Annotated in this window: 16 protein-coding genes; all 16 read right to left on the reverse strand. The window is 47.1% G+C overall.

Annotation, left to right across the window (positions count from 1 at the left end; translation table 11 throughout):
* Positions 1-28 precede the first annotated feature (28 nt).
* The 16 genes from C7R93_RS03380 to asnS all read right to left on the reverse strand — a co-directional run bounded on the left by C7R93_RS03380 (position 29) and on the right by asnS (position 18,502).
* Entirely contained in the window at positions 29-820 is a 792-nt protein-coding gene (locus C7R93_RS03380) for a phosphotransferase (RefSeq protein WP_106837467.1), read from the reverse strand.
* A 66-nt stretch (positions 821-886) separates the two neighbouring features.
* A complete protein-coding gene (locus C7R93_RS03385) occupies positions 887-1,363 on the reverse strand; it encodes a hypothetical protein (protein ID WP_106837468.1) in 477 nt (158 codons plus the stop codon).
* 92 nt (positions 1,364-1,455) lie between these two features.
* Positions 1,456-1,947 (reverse strand): YajQ family cyclic di-GMP-binding protein, encoded by a 492-nt coding sequence (locus C7R93_RS03390; protein WP_106837469.1) that lies wholly within the window; start codon positions 1,945-1,947, stop codon positions 1,456-1,458.
* Positions 1,948-1,967: 20 nt separating this feature from the next.
* Positions 1,968-2,756: an SDR family oxidoreductase gene (locus C7R93_RS03395; RefSeq protein ID WP_106837470.1), complete on the reverse strand. Its 789-nt coding sequence runs from the start codon at positions 2,754-2,756 to the stop codon at positions 1,968-1,970.
* Between the two features lie 124 nt (positions 2,757-2,880).
* Entirely contained in the window at positions 2,881-5,976 is a 3,096-nt protein-coding gene (locus C7R93_RS03400; RefSeq protein WP_106837471.1) for an efflux RND transporter permease subunit, read from the reverse strand.
* Positions 5,977-5,980: 4 nt separating this feature from the next.
* A complete protein-coding gene (locus C7R93_RS03405) occupies positions 5,981-7,204 on the reverse strand; it encodes an efflux RND transporter periplasmic adaptor subunit (RefSeq protein ID WP_106837472.1) in 1,224 nt (407 codons plus the stop codon).
* Positions 7,205-7,453: 249 nt separating this feature from the next.
* Positions 7,454-9,313 carry an oligoendopeptidase F gene (pepF, locus tag C7R93_RS03410; RefSeq protein ID WP_106837473.1) on the reverse strand — a complete coding sequence of 620 codons (1,860 nt, stop codon included), beginning with the start codon at positions 9,311-9,313 and terminating at the stop codon, positions 7,454-7,456.
* A 97-nt stretch (positions 9,314-9,410) separates the two neighbouring features.
* Positions 9,411-10,697, reverse strand: coding sequence for a UDP-glucose dehydrogenase family protein (locus C7R93_RS03415; RefSeq protein WP_106837474.1), 1,287 nt, complete (start codon positions 10,695-10,697; stop codon positions 9,411-9,413).
* A 12-nt stretch (positions 10,698-10,709) separates the two neighbouring features.
* Positions 10,710-11,783 carry a glycosyltransferase gene (locus C7R93_RS03420; protein WP_106837475.1) on the reverse strand — a complete coding sequence of 358 codons (1,074 nt, stop codon included), beginning with the start codon at positions 11,781-11,783 and terminating at the stop codon, positions 10,710-10,712.
* A 26-nt stretch (positions 11,784-11,809) separates the two neighbouring features.
* Positions 11,810-12,760, reverse strand: a complete 951-nt coding sequence (locus C7R93_RS03425) for an NAD-dependent epimerase/dehydratase family protein (RefSeq protein ID WP_106837476.1) — start codon at positions 12,758-12,760, stop codon at positions 11,810-11,812.
* Complete coding sequence (locus C7R93_RS03430; RefSeq protein WP_106837477.1) at positions 12,757-13,560, reverse strand: glycosyltransferase family 2 protein; 804 nt, start codon at positions 13,558-13,560, stop codon at positions 12,757-12,759. Before C7R93_RS03430 ends, C7R93_RS03425 begins: the two co-directional genes overlap by 4 nt.
* Positions 13,557-14,603, reverse strand: a complete 1,047-nt coding sequence (locus C7R93_RS03435) for a glucose-1-phosphate thymidylyltransferase (protein WP_106837478.1) — start codon at positions 14,601-14,603, stop codon at positions 13,557-13,559. The genes C7R93_RS03430 and C7R93_RS03435 overlap by 4 nt, the downstream gene beginning before the upstream one ends.
* A 122-nt stretch (positions 14,604-14,725) precedes the next feature.
* Positions 14,726-15,898, reverse strand: coding sequence for a glycosyltransferase family 4 protein (locus tag C7R93_RS03440; RefSeq protein ID WP_106837479.1), 1,173 nt, complete (start codon positions 15,896-15,898; stop codon positions 14,726-14,728).
* Entirely contained in the window at positions 15,879-16,301 is a 423-nt protein-coding gene (locus C7R93_RS03445) for a hypothetical protein (RefSeq protein ID WP_106837480.1), read from the reverse strand. Before C7R93_RS03445 ends, C7R93_RS03440 begins: the two co-directional genes overlap by 20 nt.
* A 105-nt stretch (positions 16,302-16,406) precedes the next feature.
* Complete coding sequence (locus C7R93_RS03450; RefSeq protein ID WP_106837481.1) at positions 16,407-17,090, reverse strand: DnaD domain-containing protein; 684 nt, start codon at positions 17,088-17,090, stop codon at positions 16,407-16,409.
* Between the two features lie 122 nt (positions 17,091-17,212).
* Positions 17,213-18,502 (reverse strand): asparagine--tRNA ligase, encoded by a 1,290-nt coding sequence (gene asnS / locus C7R93_RS03455; RefSeq protein ID WP_106837482.1) that lies wholly within the window; start codon positions 18,500-18,502, stop codon positions 17,213-17,215.
* Positions 18,503-18,697: the final 195 nt, after the last annotated feature.

Consider the following 18,697-nt stretch of genomic DNA (forward strand, 5'->3'; position numbering starts at 1 on the left):
CACAAACCCTTCTTTTTCCATTCACGTCCTACACCCATTCGCCCTTGTGTTTATGAATAAATGCGATGTCTTCTTGGTAGTGACGAATATGACCTTCCTCGATCATCTTTTGAAAAGCAGCATCGCCTTCACTCGCTTTTCTGGCGATGGTCCTGCATAGACCTTCTAATCGAAGCAATACCATCTCAACGGCATTCTCCTTCCATTCCATCCCGTACGATTCAAAAAACAATGTCATTCGCTGTTTTCGCTGATTGGCATGCAGCAATGGTTGGTAATGGATTTTTTCTCCGGATTCAGAAAAAGAGAATCTACTGAAAGGCACGCAGGTATAGAGAGTATAAGCGATATCCCAAAGTCTTGGACCCGGAGCTGCTACATCAAAATCGATAATCCCAATCGGTCTTTGTTGATGAAAAATCATATTGTACATGGCAAAGTCATTATGACAAATGACTTCACGCGGTTCAGGCGTGTGATCCAACGAATGCCACTGATCATCGAACGGAAAATCACTGACAGAATCATGATAAAGCCGAAGCATCTTCGCAATTTCTTGTAACGCTTCGTTCGACTTCATATATTCCTTCAAAGGAGCATGACCAGGCTCTCCTTCTATAAAGGACAGGATTTCTCTCCCCTTTCCATCGATGCCTAAAAATTTGGGAGCATACGGATAGCCTTTTCTTTCCAAGTGCTTCAATAATTCATGGATGTTCTTGCTTTCTGGCTTTACTTCCCTTCTGACTGTATTGCCAAAACGGTAAACGTTTGTTACGTTTCCACCCGCTAATAATTCTTCCTTTGATGGTTTTGACATTTCAGAAACGCTCCTTTCCCTTCAGCCCAAAAAGAAAAGCGTCCCTGTTGTGGAACGCGATCTGTTTTACTTCACGACGATTTTTTTCGTAGTCTCTACCTTGTATGGCAGGTGATTGCTGTAGTTTAGCTCTACGCGAATTTCATGCTCTCCCTTGGGCAACTTTTTCAGTAAAAACTCTGGTTGATAAATCATCCCTTTTGGTTCGCCATTCAAGTATAAATGTGCGTGTCCCTCACCAAAGACTGGGCCCTCGGCTATTTCGCCATTTTCCTGAACAAACGTGAAGTTCTCTGTGAGCAAGGATACTTCTGCCGTCGTCCCATCCACCTTGACCTCCATATTCAGCGCCGGCTTTTCTGACCCTGTTGGCTGGTTCATGGGTGCCGTCGCTGTAACCGGAGTAGTCGGGTCTGACGGTCGATAAGAGTCGGAGACGCTCAGAGGGTCTTTGACCAAAAGTACGATCCCCGCCACTAGCACTACTAGAAAAACAATTCCGCCTAAAATGAGATTGCGCATACTGATAATAAAGACCTTCATGTCTCTACTCTCCCTTTCGCAAGTGCTTGTCACTTATTTGTACATGCATATGCGAGAGGGAAGAGAGTTAGAAGTAAAAACTTTTCTAGTAGTTAGCGGTAGTTAATAAATTGTACATCCAATGGCAAATCAGCCTTGCGGATCGCGTTGATGATTTGCTGCAATTCATCTTTGCTTTTGCCCGTCACACGGATTTGATCGTCTTGAATCTGTGTTTTCACTTTAAGCCCTGTATCTTTGATGATGCTGTTGATCTTTTTCGCATTGTCTTTGTCGATTCCCTGCACCAGCTTGACACGCTGACGGACAGTGCCGCCCGCTGCTGGCTCCATTTTGCCGTAGTCGAGGTTTTTGATCGGGACGTCCCGCTTGACGAGCTTGCCAAGCAAAATGTCTTTGACCTGACTGAGCTTGAAGTCGTCATCGGAGACGAGAACGAGCTCTTCCTTTTCCAAGGAGATGCTGCTCTTGCTCCCTTTGAAATCAAAGCGGTTCTCGATTTCTTTTAAGGCGGTCTGAATCGCGTTGTTCACTTCGGACAACTCAACTTTGGACACGATATCAAATGAGCTCTCTTTACTCAAAGGAATTCTCCTCTCTTTTATTAGATCGCGCGGATCAATCCACCATCGACGAGGAAGGATTGACCTGTCACGTAGCTGTTCGCTGGGGAAGCCAAGAACGTCACCATGCGAGCAAACTCGTCAGGCTGACCATATCTGCCCAATGGGATTTGCTTCTCCCAATTTTCCCTTACTTCATCTGAACTGATGCTCTTCGCTTCTGCGGTAAGCCCATCCAGTTGTGCCACTCGATCCGTCGCAATTCTGCCAGGCCCGATGGTGTTAATCAGAATCCCATCTGGTCCTAGTTCTGAGGAAAGTGTCTTGGATAAGCCCAATACCCCTGTACGAAACGTATTGGACAGAAGTAAATTCTCAATCGGCTGTTTAAAAGACGAGGAAGCGAAGTTGATGATTCTTCCAAATTGGTTCGCTCGCATATGAGGCAAAACAGCACGAATCGCACGTACATAGCTGAGCAAATTTAACTGGAAGGCTTGCATCCATTGTTCGTCGGTGAGCTGATCAAATCTGCCTATTGCAGGCCCACCTGAATTGTTGATTAAAATATCGACGCTGCCAAAATGTTTGACCGTTGCTTCGACAACTCGCTTTATGTCTTCTTCCTTTGTCACATCCACCATAACAGCAAGCGGAGATTTGCCAGTAGCCTGTTCGATTTTCGCACGAACGATTTCCAGAGCAGCCTCATCTCTACCGCATATCGTGACATTCGCACCTTCTTGGGCGAGGCATAGCGCTGTTGCCTTCCCCAATCCTTTTGACGACGCGAGTACCAGAGCGGTTTTGCCTTGCAAAAATAGATCCATATGCATGCTCCTTTCATGGTTCACTCATGTATGTATACTTATCTCTTTATTCTACAGAACTTTCAGACGAAGGAAAAGCAAAAGAGAAGGGGTATAGCACATGCTCCCCTTCTCTTTCCAATCACTATACCTCTGTCGGAGGTACGTTCTTATCTTTGTTTTGTTTCGCCTCTCGTTTTGCTTCACGCTTCGCCTGACGAGCGGCTTTTCTCGCCAGTCTTTTTGCCTTCGCGCCCTCAAACAGGGAGTAAAGTACTGGAACGAGCACCAGTGTGACGATCGTGTGGAAGACCAAACCTGAGATTACGGCAGTTGCGAGTGGTGCTTCCAAATCAGAGCCTTCCGCCATCGCAAGTCCCATCGGCAGCATTCCCAAAATCGCTGTCAGCTTCGTCATGATAACAGGACGAATCCGTTCCTTCGTTCCTTGGATAATGGCTTCAGCTGTATCCATTCCGCGCTTGCGCAGCAGGTTGATCCTGTCGATCAAGAGAATCGCATTGGATACGACGATACCGACAAGCATGATGATCCCGATCATCGCCATTTCACCGAATGTCCGCTGCGTAAGAACGAATCCAAGCACGACTCCGACCAGTGCCATCGGAATGGTCAGCATGATGATAAACGGTTGAGACATCCGCCCGAACTGGGCAACCATGATGACGTAAATCAGAGCCAGAACACCTAAGAATACGAAGATCCCTTGGCTCATGTTCGTGCTTTGCGCTTTCAGCTTACCGGCGATTTCCACTTTATAACCTGCTGGTACAGGCACGTTTGGCAATTTCTCATCAATCTCACGGCCTACTGCCCCTAATTCACTTCCCAACATCTCGGCAGAAACCGTAACGATGCGGTCGCCTTCTTTACGCTCAATCGTGATCGGAGACTTACTGTACTCCATATCTACCAGGTCTGCCAAAGGCACTGCTGCCCCGTCTTTCGATGTCACCATAATTGTTTTGAGCTGATCCGGGTGCTTCAGCCAATTATCCGGCATCTTGGCAACGATGTTTACTTCGATTCCATCTTGTGTGATGGACGTAATTGGTTGGCTGCCAATTAACACGCTCAGTTGCTGCAAAAGGGAACGGTGATCTACATTCAGTCTGGTAAGCGCTTCTTGTTTTGGCAGCAACGTAACTTTTTCTTTTCCTTCTTTAAAATCGTTGCGAATGTTGGTGAGCCCGTTGATCGTTCCAAGCATCGCTTCCAGATCGGTTGCGATCTTCCGCATGACTTCCATATCATCCCCGTAAACATCCAGTTGGATCGGACCGCTTCCGCCTTGTTGTCCGAAAGACATGGAGACGGATTCGATTCCTGGGGTCGCATTCAGGCGCTTGTTAATATCCTCGTTCAAAGCGTCCTTTTCACGTGTTCTGTCCGTCTTCGGAATTAAGGAAATGAACAATGTTGCTTCTTCCTTGGAAGTAAAGAAGAATACATCCTTGATTTCTGGAATCTCCCGCATAGATGTTTCCGCAGTGATGGCTGCTTTTTGGGCTGTTTCCAACGTAGTACCGATCGGCATTTTCATAGTGACAAAGACGATATTTTCATTGGGGTTAATTCCTTGACCCATTTTCATAAAAGGTGTGAGGAAAGCGGAACCAACTAGCAATGCTACTGCGAGTAAAACCGTTTTTATTCGATGTCTAATCGCTACATGTAAAATGCCGCTGAATACGCGAATGATAAAGTGTTCCTTGCCTTCTCCTTCAAGCGAAACGTGCTTATCCTTCTGCAAGAAGCGATTGGAAAACACGGGAACGAAGAAGAAAGCAGCGATCGTCGATGCAATAATGGCAGCGGATACCGTAAAGGCGATGGTAGCCAAAACCGGTTTCAGCCAATCTTCAAAATCGGCAAAGACAAGTGGCAAAAAGACGATGATGATCGTGAGCTGCGAGGTGAACACAGGTGTCAAAACTTCTCTCGTTCCTTTAATAATGGCCTGCTTCAGCTCTTCGCCCTTTTCCCGGTAGTGATAGATACTTTCCAATACGACGATGGCGGCATCGACGATCAAGCCGACTGACAAGCTAAGCGACAGCAAGCTGATCATATCAATGTTGTAGCCTGCGAGTTTCATCGCGATAAACGTCATGAACGCAGAGAGCGGCAGCGTCGTAGCGATGACGAGTGTGACCCTCCAGTTGCGAAGGAAGACGAATAAGATGATGATCGCAAGCGCCCCACCAATCATGACATCCCGGCTGAGGTTGCTCACGGCATGCTCGACAAAGGAAGCTCCTTCGAACATGACTTTGATGTTGTATTTGCCGTTTGCTTCTGTGTTCATTTTGCGAACGACTTCTTCTACATTCTTTTGTGTCGTGATCAAGTCATAGCCGTCTGCCCGTGTCACGCTGATTTGAATAAACACGGAACCATTTGTCAGGGCGACAAAGTCTTTCACTTTACCACGCAAATCTTCAATTTGTGCCAGTTGATTCAGAGAAACGGTTCCTCTCGGTGTATCAATTGGCAGTGCCTCTATTTCCTGTGGGGTCTGATAAGTATTGTCAATCATGACAACCGTATCAAATCCCGTGTTCTCCAGTGTACCAATCCCTTGCTTCCAGTTTGTATCCTGAAGCTGTGAAATGATAGCTGCTGGCGTTGTCTGATAGGCATTCAATCGCTGTGGCAAAAAGGATATGGTAATTTTATTCTCGAAGCTTTTCTCTTCTACGATTACTTCCTTGACTCCCTCGACTTCTTCAATGCGGTCCTTGATCGAGGTTTTTGCCAAACTCAGCATGGTCTTCGGCTCTGCTCCCACGATGGCAAAATCAATCATTTGATCGCTACCCATATTGCTCTGGAAGATATCTACAGAGTCAACGGCTTTCGGAAAACCGTTTCGGAGACGGTTAACGGCATTTTGTACATCTTGCTTCACCTGCTCGCCTTTGCCTTCATTTGCAGAAACATTGATTCTGACAGAACCTGCACTTGTTGAAGAAGAGTATTTTTTAATATCACTAATCGATTTTAGTTCTTGTTCTACTTTTTTCGTTACTTTTTCTTCCATTTCTTCTGGTGGCAGTGCACCACCGGAAATTCTTACATAAATATCAGGAAAATTCGTCTTTGGAACGAGTTCGATATTAAAGCTGAACAAGGACCCCAAACCTGCAATGACGAGCAAAAATGTAAATAAGTAGACGATTAGCTGTCTTTTCAGCAAAAAGAGAATCATCTTGTTCATGTAACTATTCTCCCTTCGCCTCTACTTTTTGCCCTTCGACGTAGAATGTAATTCCACTGCGCAGGAGCTGGTCGCCTTCTTTCACTCCAGAAACGATTTCGATGGAGTCTCCGACCATTTGACCGGTCTTCACTGGTTTTCTTACAGTCAGTCCATTCTCTACTGCCATCACGAAATGGTCGGTTTGACTCACGCCGACACTTTCCAGTGGCACGAGGAAGCCATTCACTTGGCGCGGCACCTCAACCGTCGCTGCCATTCCTCCACGCCAGTAACCCTCTGCATTCGGTATCGTGATCTCAACGCGGTACTTCCCTGTATCCTTGTTCACAACTGGAGATATAAATGCAATGGTTCCTTCACTTTTCTTACCATCGTCCGACAAAGCCTGCACTTTCATTTTCTCACGGAATTGACCAATCAAATCATTGGAAACATCCAACGTTACCTTCATTTCGGACAGGTCAACGAGGCGAATGATATCCTGACCGGGCGACACCTGCTCACCGATTTGTAAGTTCACATCCACGACTGTTCCTGCGAATGGCGCCTGAATTTTCGCATCATCCAAGCTCTTCTTCGCACGGTCTACACCACCTGCAGCAGCTTTAATCGATGCGTTGGCGACCATGACATCTTCTGGTTCCGCTCCTTTCTGCAGTTCATTCAGAGACAGCTGAGCGTCACGCAGTGTAATCTCTGCTTGCGTAACAGCCCGTTTGCTCGTATTTATTTCGTTTTGCGAAATGGCTCCGCCAGCAAATAGCTTTTCACTTGTTGCGAGATCCTGCTTTGCTTTATCCAGACTGTCTTGCGCACTTTTTACCTGCAGGCGCTTCTGTTCAATTGCTTCTGTTGTCGCTCCCTTTAACGTCTTGATTTTCCGCGCTGCTGCTTCCTCCACCTGCCCCTGTGCCGCTGCAATTTCTTTTTGTTGGTAGCGAGTATCCAATGTGGCCAATAACTGACCTTGGGCGATTTTTGCACCTTTGGTGGCAGAGATCGCTGAAATGGTTCCGCCAGTACCAAACGACAGCACCGCGTCCCGCTTAGCTTCCACCATCCCTGTGACTGCGAGCATCACTGGCTTTGCTGCTTTTTGAACCTTAACTACCTCTACTACCTTCGCCTTTACCTCCGTCTGCTGTGGTGCCTCTGGTGCTGGTGCTGAACAACCTGCTGCAACCAACATTACGGAAGCCAGAATAATCGATGCCCGTTTTTTCACAAGAATTCCTCCAAATTTTCACAATCATTCCTCATGGCGTAATTGTGCCAGTTTTTACCTTTGCTGCAAAACAGTCAGCGGGTGGAAATTTATATCCGCCCCGAGACGGAGAACAGCACCTTACAGCGCATAAATAAATACGCAAGAAAAATGGGAAAGTTACCTTTTCTTGGACAATATTAAAGAAAAATTTAACAAAAAAAGCAGCCAAGTCATAGACCTGAACTGCCTTTTTCGAGGTGATACCTATTATTGTGCAACCAGTTGTTCCAGTTCTTCTAGCAATTCCTTAAAGACACTCAATGCTTCTGCAATTGGTGTTGGAGACGTCATGTCTACACCTGCGCCCTTTAGCAGATTGAGCGGATAATCTGAGCTGCCGCCCTTGAGGAACTGTAAATAACGATCCACGGCTGGTTGGCCTTCCTCCAAAATCTGCTTGGAAAGAGACGTCGCAGCCGAGAAGCCTGTCGCGTACTTATACACATAGAAGCCGCGATAGAAATGAGGAATCCGCGCCCATTCCAAATCAACCTCGCTGTCTACGACCATATCCGGACCGTGATAGGCAACATTGAGCTCACGGTAGATTGCACTGAGAGATTCCGATGTCAACGGCTCTCCCTGCTCTTCTTTTGCATGCACAATTTTCTCAAACTCGGCAAACATGGTTTGACGGAATACCGTTCCACGGAATTGCTCCAGGTAATGATTAATCAAGTACATGCGCTGTTTCTTGTCAGTCGTCGTCTCGAGCAAATGATTCATCAAAAGTGCTTCGTTCAGCGTGGAGGCCACTTCTGCTACGAAAATCTTGTAATCAGCATACGTATAAGGCTGTGCGTGATTGGAATAGTAGCTATGCAAAGCGTGACCCATCTCATGCGCCAGAGTAAACATATTGTTGACATTGTCCTGATAGTTCATGAGCACAAACGGATGTGTCGTATAAGCTCCCCATGAATAGGCTCCGCTTGTCTTCCCTTCGTTTTCCTGCACGTCAATCCAACCGTTGGAAAAGCCCTCTTCCAGGATGCGACCGTACTCCTCACCCAGTGGATGTAGTGCTTCTTTTATCGTCGTTACAGCTTGATCATACGGGATTTTCATATCCGTCTCAGGTACGATCGGCACATACAAATCGTACATGTGCAACTCATCTACACCCAATAATTTTTTGCGCAAGGCAATGTATCGGTGCATAAGCGGAAGATGCTCATGAATCGTTGCAATCAGGTTATCGTAAACAGGAAGCTCCACATTATCGGCAAACAAGGCTGCGTATAGGGCAGATGGATATTTTCTCGTCCGTGCGTAGAAAACATCCCCTTTGATGGCAGATGTCAGCGAGGCCGCGATCGTATTGCGGAACTTGCCATACGTATTGTACAACGCCTCGAATGCTTCTTTGCGCACGCGTCTGTCTTTGCTTTCCATGAACTGCGTATAGCGTCCCTTGGTCAGCTCGACTTCCTCCCCGTTTTCATCCGTGATCATCGGAAACTTCATGTCAGCGTTGTTGAGCATGCCAAATATTTTGGAAGGTGAGGACGCAAGCTCGCTCATATTTGCCAGCAATGCTTCTTCCTCGGCAGATAATGTATGTGGCTTGAAGCGGGTAATCTCTTCCAACAGAATCCGGTAGTGCGCAAGGCCCTCTGCTTCTTTGATCCACGTTTGCAAGTCTTCCGTGGGAATGGCCAAAATTTCTGGCTGTATGTACGAGATGGAGCCGTATGCCTGCGTGCTGAGGCTGGTCGCCCTGTCAGTCAGTCCTTGATACTTGCTGTTCGCATTATCCTCGTCCCTGCGCATACGTGCATAGACGTAGACTTGGTCGAGCGTCTTCAACAATTCATCTTGCAGAGTCAACACGGTCAGCAACTGATTCCCGGAAGTAGCCAGAGAGCCTTTCATTGCTGCGATTTTTTCCGTGAGCTGTTTTACTTTTTGTACGTCCGCTTCCCAATCATTATCAGTGGGATAAATGTCCTCAAGACGCCATTTGTATTCAGTGGGGACGTCACTGCGTTTCGGCAGTGTTTTGCTTTTATTCACCGTGATCACTCCCTCGTTATCCATGTAAGATGAAATGGTCAAATCATCCATATGTTTATCCTATCGTATTATGCCTACAGGTTCAAATCAATCAGGCGCTTTCACGTTTTCCACAGAAAAAAAGCCGAGCTTTCCCGAAATGGAAAAGTCAGCTTCTCCCTACTCCGATATAGTGAAAACCAGCTTCCTTTACATCCTGGGTCGGCCAAGCATTTCGTCCGTCTACCAAGAGAGGCTGCGCCATGCTTTGATGAACCTGTTTCCAATCTAATTGGACACACTGTTCCCATTCTGTGACCAATAATGCGGCGTGTGCTCCGTCACATGCTTCACCCGCGGATTGGGTGTATGTGATCTGTGGAAACTGCTTGCTGACAATAGATGCTCCAATCGGATCGAACGCCTTCACATAAGCCCCTTTTTGCAGCAGTGCTTCTATCAATTTGAGTGACGGCGCTTCGCGGATGTCATCCGTATCCGGTTTAAACGTCAGCCCCAGAACGGCAATTTGTTTGCCTTTCAGATCAGGGAGTTGCAAGCACAACTGCTCCAAAAACCAGCTAGGCTGCGTAGCATTCACTTCTCGCACTTTATCCAAAATGCTCAAGTGAATATTGTGCTCGGCTGCGAGCTGCAAGAGCGCAATCGTATCCTTCGGAAAACATGAACCGCCATAGCCTACACCAGCCCGTAAAAATTGCGGACCGATTCGGCTGTCCAGTCCCATGCCTCGCGAGATCGTCACGATATCCGTCCCAAGCGCTGTGCTTAACCGTGCTAGCTCATTCATGAAGGAGATTCGTGTTGCCAAAAACGCATTCGAAGCGTATTTGATCAGCTCCGCGTTTGCTCTGGTGGTTATTACCCGTGGTGCCTTCACGCCTTTGTACAGCTCCTCCATGCGAGCCTCTGCCTTAGAATTATCTACGCCAATGACGATTCGCGAAGGCTCCAGTGCGTCCAATAATGCGCTCCCTTCCCGTAAAAACTCCGGGTTGGATGCAACAGATACTCCTTGGCAGCCAGCCAGCATCACCGCGACTTTTTCGCCAGTTCCGACTGGGACGGTACTCTTGATTACTATGATGCGTTCTTGCGGTGCGAGCAAATGGACCTTTTCAATGTCAGAAACAGCACCGAATACATAGGTTAAATCGGCTGTGCCGTCTGGTGCTTCCGGTGTCCCTACACAAACGAAATAAATCTCTGCATCCTTTGCCGCTGCCAGATCCGTATAAAAAACAAGCGCGCCTTCATCCAATACTTTTTTCAATGCCTCTTCTAAGCCTGGTTCGTAAATCGGTGAGATCCCTTGGCGTAATTTTTCAACTTTGGCTTCAACGAGGTCAATACCAATCACCTGATGACCGTTCATGGCAAGGGAAACAGCAGTCGTCAAACCAACGTAGCCGGTCCCAATAACGGCAACTTTCATTCCTTCACCTCATCATTTTTTCGACACACGCAAGTAGAGCTCTTCTAGCCTCATCCGTTGCTTATGGATATCGTGGTTTTTTTCTACTTTCAATCGAGCCTCCGTCGTGATCTGTGCCCACTCGTGACTTTCTGTTAGTACACGGTTTATCATTTTCCCTAGCGCAGTCGGCGATTTCTCTGGGACAAGATATCCGGTTATCTTATTTTCGACCAGCTCAGGAATCCCCGCGTGATAGGTGGAAATGACAGGGCGTCCGCTAGCCATCGCTTCCATGATGACATTGGGAATCCCTTCTTGGTTGCCATTTCTCGCTGTCTTGCATGCGATGATGAACAAATGGCATTTGGCCAGTTCACGCTGGACTTCACGATGTGGCAAAGCACCTTTGAGCACGACTTGTGTGCCTAACCTATTTTTCTTGATCAGTCGTTTGAGCTTCTTTTTTTCTTCTCCATCACCGACGATGATTAGCTTCGCCTTGGGATGTTTTTTATGCACGTGGGCAAACGCCTTGATTAACGTATCCATCCCCTTTTTTTCGGTCAGTCTCCCTACGCTTAGCAATCGGTACTCCCCATTTTCTACGGGGTGTCGAGGCAGCATGGGAAATTTGCGCAAATCAATTCCTGAGCGGATAAGGGTAATTTTGGACGGGGAACAGCCCAGACGAATCAATCGCTTTTTCATGTGATTGCTCACGACTGTAAACGCCTTGCCCTTTCGAAAGAGACGCTTAAGGGAGCGCCTGTACACTGGGTTTTCTTTGACGCGCTTGGTCGCATCGAAACCATGAAAGGAAGTAATCAGGGGAAGCTTGCTTTTTTGTGCATAAGGAAGTAATTCTAATCCAGCAGGACCAAAACGGGCATGCAGGCATTTGATTTTTTTTCGTCGCAGCCAAGTGGAGAGGCCGGCCATATGCTTGCGCACATAGACCGGCGAATAAGGAAATTGTTTTCGGTTAAAGGCTCGCTGTCGGGTCAACACCACGGGTTTTACCACTTGATGTCCTAGCAATTGCTCGTAAATAAATGTTTCACTCTTGGGAAGAAACTTTCTGCGATAAACGAGGACCCGATGCATGCAACTGGCCTCCTTTATGACGGGTATTACCCCTTCGATTGCGAACGAATCTCTGCTAATTGATGGCGAAGACCCTCTTCTAACGTTACTTTTGGTTTGTATCCCAAGCGTTGTTGGGCAAATTGGATATCCGCACAGGTTCGTAAGGAGTCACCTGCTGGCCCATTTTGATACGTAATGCGAGGGGTCAGATTCATTAACGTGCCCATGATGGATAGCACATCGATGAGCTTGATTTCCCGATCTCCACCCACATTAAAAATGTCTCCAGGAACAGCATGTTGTGCAGCGAGCAGATTCGCCTCTACCGCATCTGTCACATACGTAAAGTCCCTTGATTGCTGGCCATCACCATACATGATGACCTGCTCGCCTTTCAGCATTTGACGAAAGAAACGATGAAAAGCCATATCGGGTCGCTGTCTGGGACCGTATACCGTAAAGTAGCGAAGCATGCTAACCGGGAGTCCATAAGCTTTCACATAAACTGAGCAGATTTGCTCCATCGCTTCCTTGGTCACCCCATAGGGGGAAACTGGGCGAAGAGGCGCATTTTCATTGGTTAATGTCCCTTGCATCGTCCCGTAAACCGAAGAGGAAGACGAGACCACGATGACAGGTGGCTTCGGTCTTTGCAAGCAAGCCTCCAGCAATTCTTGTGTAGCCAAAATATTATGACTAACATAATCAGCAAAGGACTTTCCCCAGCTGTTTCTCACTCCCGGTAGGGCAGCGAGATGGAAAACAGCATCAACGTTCTCGAGCCAAATGTCCCAACGCCCAGTCTGAAGCGTTGTAGAGTGGAAGGTGAAGGCAGGATGCTTTCCTATTTCGGCCAGATTACGCAGTTTCGCAGCTACATCGTAGTTATCGATGAACCCGTCTATCCCGATGACTGTCACGCCATCGTTCAACAAGCGCTGCGTCAAATGAGACCCAATAAAACCTGCACAGCCGGTGACAAGAGCTTTCTTCATCGCCTCCGACGCCTCACTTTCTTGAGTCTTCTAATGACTAAATAACCGTTCTTGTAACCATAGATGGCCTTGTACTTCTTGCCCCACCTTTTCAAATAAAATTTGAATGTTTTTTTTCGCAAATAATTACGGCGGAACTTCATCTTGCTATCCGTGAGCTGACCTTTATGCTTCGTACGGTTGTAAAGGATTTTGTTGATGTATCTCACCCGATACTTTTCAATTAATCGCAAAATGATTCGCCGATCCTCCATAATCCTTCCCTCGTATCGATCCGAGGTATCCCAACCACCCACTTTATGCAGCGCTTCTACGCGATAGCAGCGTGGAGAAACCATCCAACGATTGTACTTCAGAAACTGGTATTTGTTATGAAATGTCTTGTGCTTCACCTTAATCGTCTTGATATATCTTCCACGCCTAACTTTCCAGATGTTCATATTGCCATAGAAGAGAGCTGTGCTTTTCTTGCTTTTGTGAATGTACTTTTTGATCACTGCCAGCGTTCGTTTCGGTAACCAGTCATCCGAGTCGAGTTGTACGAGATAAGGGGTATCCACCATGGACAATGCCTGATTCATGACTTTGCCGATTCCAGAATTTTGTTCCATTCGATGATACATAATGTTTGGGAGGTACAAATATTTTTCAATTTTTCTTCTAGTGTGATCGTTGGACGCATCGTCAATGATTAACAGCTTCCAATCTTTTGAGGTTTGTTTCAGGACGCTTCTGATGGCTCTACGAATAAATTTGGCGCGATTGTATGTCGGGATGACTACAGTAAAGGTCGGATTCATACGTCCTCCCTCTTGACAGCCGGAATGCAAATGGACGATTTGTCGCTTACAATGAAAACACCCGTGCTGTTAGACGATTGACCCGTCATCATCGATGAGCGGCCGAAAACGCTGTTCGTTATTTTCCATGCAATGTCTTGCAGCGAGCAGTTTTCTAGCAAGATACTATTTTCGATATACGAGCAATTTTTCAAGCTTACGCCATTCTGGATCGAGACGTACGGTCCTATTTGGCAATTTTCAATCACACAATCATCACCGATTAGTACGGGACCCGTAATCTTCGAATTTTTCACAATGGTTCCTTTGCCAACTTGATGTTGATTGCCTAGCTCCCTGGTAAGCATCCACTGATTAGCCTCCAGCCAGCGATCAATGGTTCCCACATCCGAATACTTTCCGCTGGTGACGGAGTGAGCCATTTTAAAGCCGCGATTAATCATCGATTGAATCGCATCCGTTATTTCCAGTTCGCCTCGGGGAGATGGCTGCAGGGTTGCAATCGACTCAAAAATAGGTGACGTAAACAGGTATGCGCCAATAACCGCCAGATTGCTCTTTGGCTGACGTGGCTTCTCCTCTACAGAGATTAATCGTCCTTTGTGTACTTCTGCGATCCCATAATCCTGTGGTCTCTCCACTTTACTCAGCATCACAACACCGTCGGATTTTCCCTTCGTAAACGCTTGTGTAAGCCCGTGAAGCGAATCCATCAATAAATTATCACCTAGTAGCAAGATAAATGGATCGTCTTGCAAAAACGGTTGCGCTAGTTGGACAGCATGGGCAATTCCCAATGGTACCTCCTGCTTGATAAACGTAATGGTAGCCCCGAAATGACTACCATCACCCACCATGGGAGGAATCTGTACTTGAGAAGGATGAATCACGATGCCGATGTCCTGAATACCCACTTCACGTAGTTTGCGAATGCAAAAGTGTAAGACCGGATGATTGGCCACAGGGAGGAGGGTTTTCGGTTGCGAATAGGAAAAGGGGTGCAGTCGCGTCCCACGTCCAGCGCACAAGATTAACCCTTTCACAAGTATCACTCCCCAGTTGTGCTCTGCGATACTTATAAGGTATGCGTATCTGGAAAGCTGGACAGGGCAGACGTCCACATTGGCGCAAGAAAAGGCAACCACCTACATCATTTACGCTCGAATTACCCCGTTTTTAAAAGCTCTTGTTTCTCTTCGCTTCGCGTTGGAACTACTGTTTCAAACACGTTCAGATAGCCTTGCGCTGTCGCATACCAAGAAAAAAACTTAGCTCGTTGCAGGGCCTGGTTGCCCATTTCAATCCGGACGGCAGGTGAACTCCACAACAGCTCCCAGACTTGTGGCAAACCTTTTTGCCAATCTTTTGGCGGGATGATAAAGCCACTTTGCTCGTGGGCAACGACTTCACGAATGCCACCCCGTGGCGTCGAAATGACAGGCTTTCCGGAAGCCATTGCCTCTAAGTTGACACGGCAAAATGCTTCTTTCCAAACGGATGGTGTCGCCACGACATCCCCAATTTGGTAGTAAAGCGGCATTTTTGCGGATGGTACGAAATTGACGAATCGAACCTTTTCACCCAAAGGCTTCGCAAGGCGCTTGAGCTCGCGAACATACGGATTCAGGCGATTACCGCCGTATCCCGTACCGCCCACAATGACGAGTTTGGCTTTCGGGTCTTGTTTGCTCACCTGGTGAAAGGCTTTAATCAGCACATGCACCCCTTTTCCACGCATGAGTCTCCCTGCGTAAAACAAGACGCGATCATCTGGCTTCAATCCGAGTTCTTGACGCATTTTTTTAATCGCTATCTTTGCCACCTGATAAGGCGTGACATCGACTCCGAGGTGAACCGCATGAATTTTATTTGCAGGTATCTTGCACGTCCGAATAAAATGTTTCCGTAAAAATTCACTGTTCGTAATAAAACCTGCTGCCAGTCGAACTGCACGCCGCATATTTTCCTTGCTGATGATCGGCTGTGACCCGTACACGTGAGAGTGCATATTCACAAAGACTGGGATCTTGGGAAAATGCCGTTTTAAGGTTAAAACATAGATCGGCCTGTTTTCCACGAGAATGACATCTGGCTTGTTCTTCTTGATATGGTTAATAATCCGGCGCAAATACGGCTTTGGCCCTTGGTATGGGACGCGAATGAACTTTCGGTTTTCGTCCACGGATGAGGCTGGATAAGCCGCACATTGACGAGTGTAGATCGTGACGTTATGCATGGGGTCGATCATCTTTGTGACCTCGTCAATATCGTGTTCGACCGAGCTTCCTTTGACCGGTGGCACAGAAAAGGGGCCCGGACTAATAATTGCGATGTTCATTTCGCTCGATCTCCCACTCCTTTTTCAGTGAAAGAACTACTTGATACAAATACTGCAATTGTTTTGTGTGGTTTTCTTCAAGCTTCTCCCATCTTTCTTCCCACGACGCAAGCGCCTCTTTCAGTTCGATCACTTCTTCCTCAAGCTTGTGAACCTGTTCCACGACTGCCTCGTCAGTCTCTCTCATAATAATTTCGAAGGTAGGCTCCAAGACCAGTTCCTTCGGCTGTTCTGCTGTTGTATTTACGACTAGCTCCTGGACGTTTACTGTTACTTCCTCTTCCTGTTTTTCATTGGCTTTTACGATTGAAATACGTTGAACGGCCTCATCTACGACATAACTTCCTGAAAATACACCTGGTGTTACCCAATGAGACAGATCCCATTTTTTTCGTTTTTCCACAAGTCATCGCCTCCTGAAGCTTGCATCTACGTAATATCTTATGACAGACAAGGAAAATGGGTACGTGTACGGTGACATAGAAAAAACCGCTTGATTTGGATGAAATCAAAGCGGTTGCCCGTGGTCTCTCATATTTGCTTGTCTGCGGAAGTTCAAGCTGTAAAGACGCGCTTGTTCCACGGTTGTTATCTGTTGCTTTTGCCATTCGAGCAAGATCCTGTCGATATAGCGGATGTGGAGCTTGCCGACGGTTGCAGCCTCACGCAAAGCGGTCAAAATCAATTCTTCCTGATAACCGTCCTGTTCCGTCCACATATGGATATTCTCCAATTCAAACGGTGCTAGCGGGCGACCAAATGCCTGCTCAAAACGAGCGTAAATGGCAACAGGTTCGGCATCCAGAGAAACAGCTACTTCCAAGAATGGCTCCATGCTTCGCGGATCTGCTTGCTGCTCCCGCCAGGTCTGGTACAGCTTTTTGTACAGCGGGGTCAAATTGTATTGCTCATGACGCATACCAGTCTGTGGATCGATAAACTCATCTATCGTAATCCAATCTTCTTTTAATAGTTTTTGAAGAGATTGAATCAATCTCCTGCTCGTCATGGACATGCGTTCCTCTAGCTCCGTTAAGGTCGGGAATCGATTCCCTTCCTGCTGAAAGGACAGCAGATGAATCAGTAGCATCATCTCGTCATCAGTCAATGACATACGCTTATACATTTTCAAAAGAAGGTTGGAGACCGATGTTGCTCCTTCTTGCAACAATTGCAATATATGGGAGTCCATAACGCATATTCACCTCTGGGTTGGAATAACAAGGGAGTGCGTAAAACGCGCTGTCAAACAATAGGAACACCCTGCTGCCCTCTCGCAACAGGGTGTAGATCCTTGATCGATAAAGAAACTCTCTATGGGTAGAGACGATTCAGCATGCGTGGGAATGGAATAGTTTCACGCACATGATCCAGACCGCAAATCCATGCAATCGTCCGCTCCAGACCCAAACCGAAGCCAGAGTGAGGAACTGTACCGTATTTGCGCAGATCCAAATACCAGCGATAAGCCTCTTCCGAAAGCTCATGCTCAGCAAAACGTTTCTCCAAGAGTTCTGGATCATCAATCCGTTGGCTGCCCCCGATGATTTCGCCGTAGCCTTCCGGCGCGATCATATCCGCGCACAGAACCACTTCCGGGCGTTCAGGGTGTGGCTTCATATAGAAAGCCTTGATTTCGGTAGGATAGTGGGTGATGAAAACAGGCTTGTCGAAGTGGTCCGCAATCATGGTCTCATCCGGTGCCCCAAAGTCGTCTCCCCATTTGATCTCGCTACCTTTTTCCTGCAAGAGCTTGATCGCATCGTCATACGTGATGCGTGGGAACGACCCCGTTACATTTTGCAGTTTTGATGTATCGCGCTCCAACGTTTTCAGTTCGCGTCCACAGTTTTTCAATACGGATTGTACCACATGGGAAACAAACGCTTCCTGAATACGCAGATTTTCTTCGTGATCCACGAATGCCATCTCCGGCTCGATCATCCAGAACTCGATCAAGTGACGACGTGTCTTGGATTTCTCAGCACGGAAAGTTGGACCGAAAGAGTAAACGCGACCTAACGCCATAGCGACTGCTTCCATATAAAGCTGGCCGGACTGCGAGAGATATGCATCCTCATCAAAATATTTGGTATGGAACAGATTAGTGGTACCTTCCGCAGAGGTCGGTGTCAAAATCGGTGGATCTACCTTTACGAATCCGTTCTCGTGGAAGAACTCATACATGGCGCGAATCACCTCGGAACGCACAGCCATGACTGCACGCTGACGTGGAGAACGCAACCACAGGTGGCGATGGTCCATGAGGAAGTCAACACCGTGTTCCTTCAAGGAAATCGGATACTCCTGGGCGATCTGAATAATTTCCACACCTGTTACTGTCAGTTCGTAACCGCTTGGTGCGCGGTCATCAGCACGAACAACACCGGTTATGTATAGTGAGCTTTCTTGTGTGAGCTGCGATGCATTCTCCCACACTTCTTCCGCTACTTCTGCTTTTACTACTACACCTTGAATAAAACCAGAGCCATCACGGAGCTGCAAAAATTGAATCTTGCCGCTGCTGCGTTTGTTGTATAACCAGCATCCCAGGCGTACTTCTTGTCCAACATGCTGCCCGATTCGGGCAATCGTCGTCAACATTGAATGATTCCCTCCATTTACCATGCCACGCAAATACAGACTAAGTATACCTAACAATTATACTATTGGGGGCCTGCAAATTCAATGAAAGTCTCTTTTAAAATGTTAACCATAAAATAATTATGTAAACAAAATGTGCATTTGGGAGACCTGATCTCAACATCGGCCTCCCTGCTTCTGATTCATCCACTCGCC

The sequence above is a fragment of the Brevibacillus fortis genome (genome assembly GCF_003013395.1).
In the GTDB taxonomy this organism is placed as follows: Bacteria; Bacillota; Bacilli; order Brevibacillales; family Brevibacillaceae; genus Brevibacillus; species Brevibacillus fortis.

Bases quoted from the DNA above. Each gene is read 5' to 3' on its own strand.
- C7R93_RS03380 (WP_106837467.1), bottom strand. From the start codon at position 820: ATGTCAAAACCATCAAAGGAAGAATTATTAGCGGGTGGAAACGTAACA.
- C7R93_RS03385 (WP_106837468.1), bottom strand. From the start codon at position 1,363: ATGAAGGTCTTTATTATCAGTATGCGCAATCTCATTTTAGGCGGAATT.
- C7R93_RS03395 (WP_106837470.1), bottom strand. From the start codon at position 2,756: ATGGATCTATTTTTGCAAGGCAAAACCGCTCTGGTACTCGCGTCGTCA.
- C7R93_RS03400 (WP_106837471.1), bottom strand. From the start codon at position 5,976: ATGAACAAGATGATTCTCTTTTTGCTGAAAAGACAGCTAATCGTCTAC.
- pepF (WP_106837473.1), bottom strand. From the start codon at position 9,313: ATGGATGATTTGACCATTTCATCTTACATGGATAACGAGGGAGTGATC.
- C7R93_RS03415 (WP_106837474.1), bottom strand. From the start codon at position 10,697: ATGAAAGTTGCCGTTATTGGGACCGGCTACGTTGGTTTGACGACTGCT.
- C7R93_RS03420 (WP_106837475.1), bottom strand. From the start codon at position 11,783: ATGCATCGGGTCCTCGTTTATCGCAGAAAGTTTCTTCCCAAGAGTGAA.
- C7R93_RS03425 (WP_106837476.1), bottom strand. From the start codon at position 12,760: ATGAAGAAAGCTCTTGTCACCGGCTGTGCAGGTTTTATTGGGTCTCAT.
- C7R93_RS03430 (WP_106837477.1), bottom strand. From the start codon at position 13,560: ATGAATCCGACCTTTACTGTAGTCATCCCGACATACAATCGCGCCAAA.
- C7R93_RS03440 (WP_106837479.1), bottom strand. From the start codon at position 15,898: ATGAACATCGCAATTATTAGTCCGGGCCCCTTTTCTGTGCCACCGGTC.
- C7R93_RS03450 (WP_106837481.1), bottom strand. From the start codon at position 17,090: ATGGACTCCCATATATTGCAATTGTTGCAAGAAGGAGCAACATCGGTC.
- asnS (WP_106837482.1), bottom strand. From the start codon at position 18,502: ATGTTGACGACGATTGCCCGAATCGGGCAGCATGTTGGACAAGAAGTA.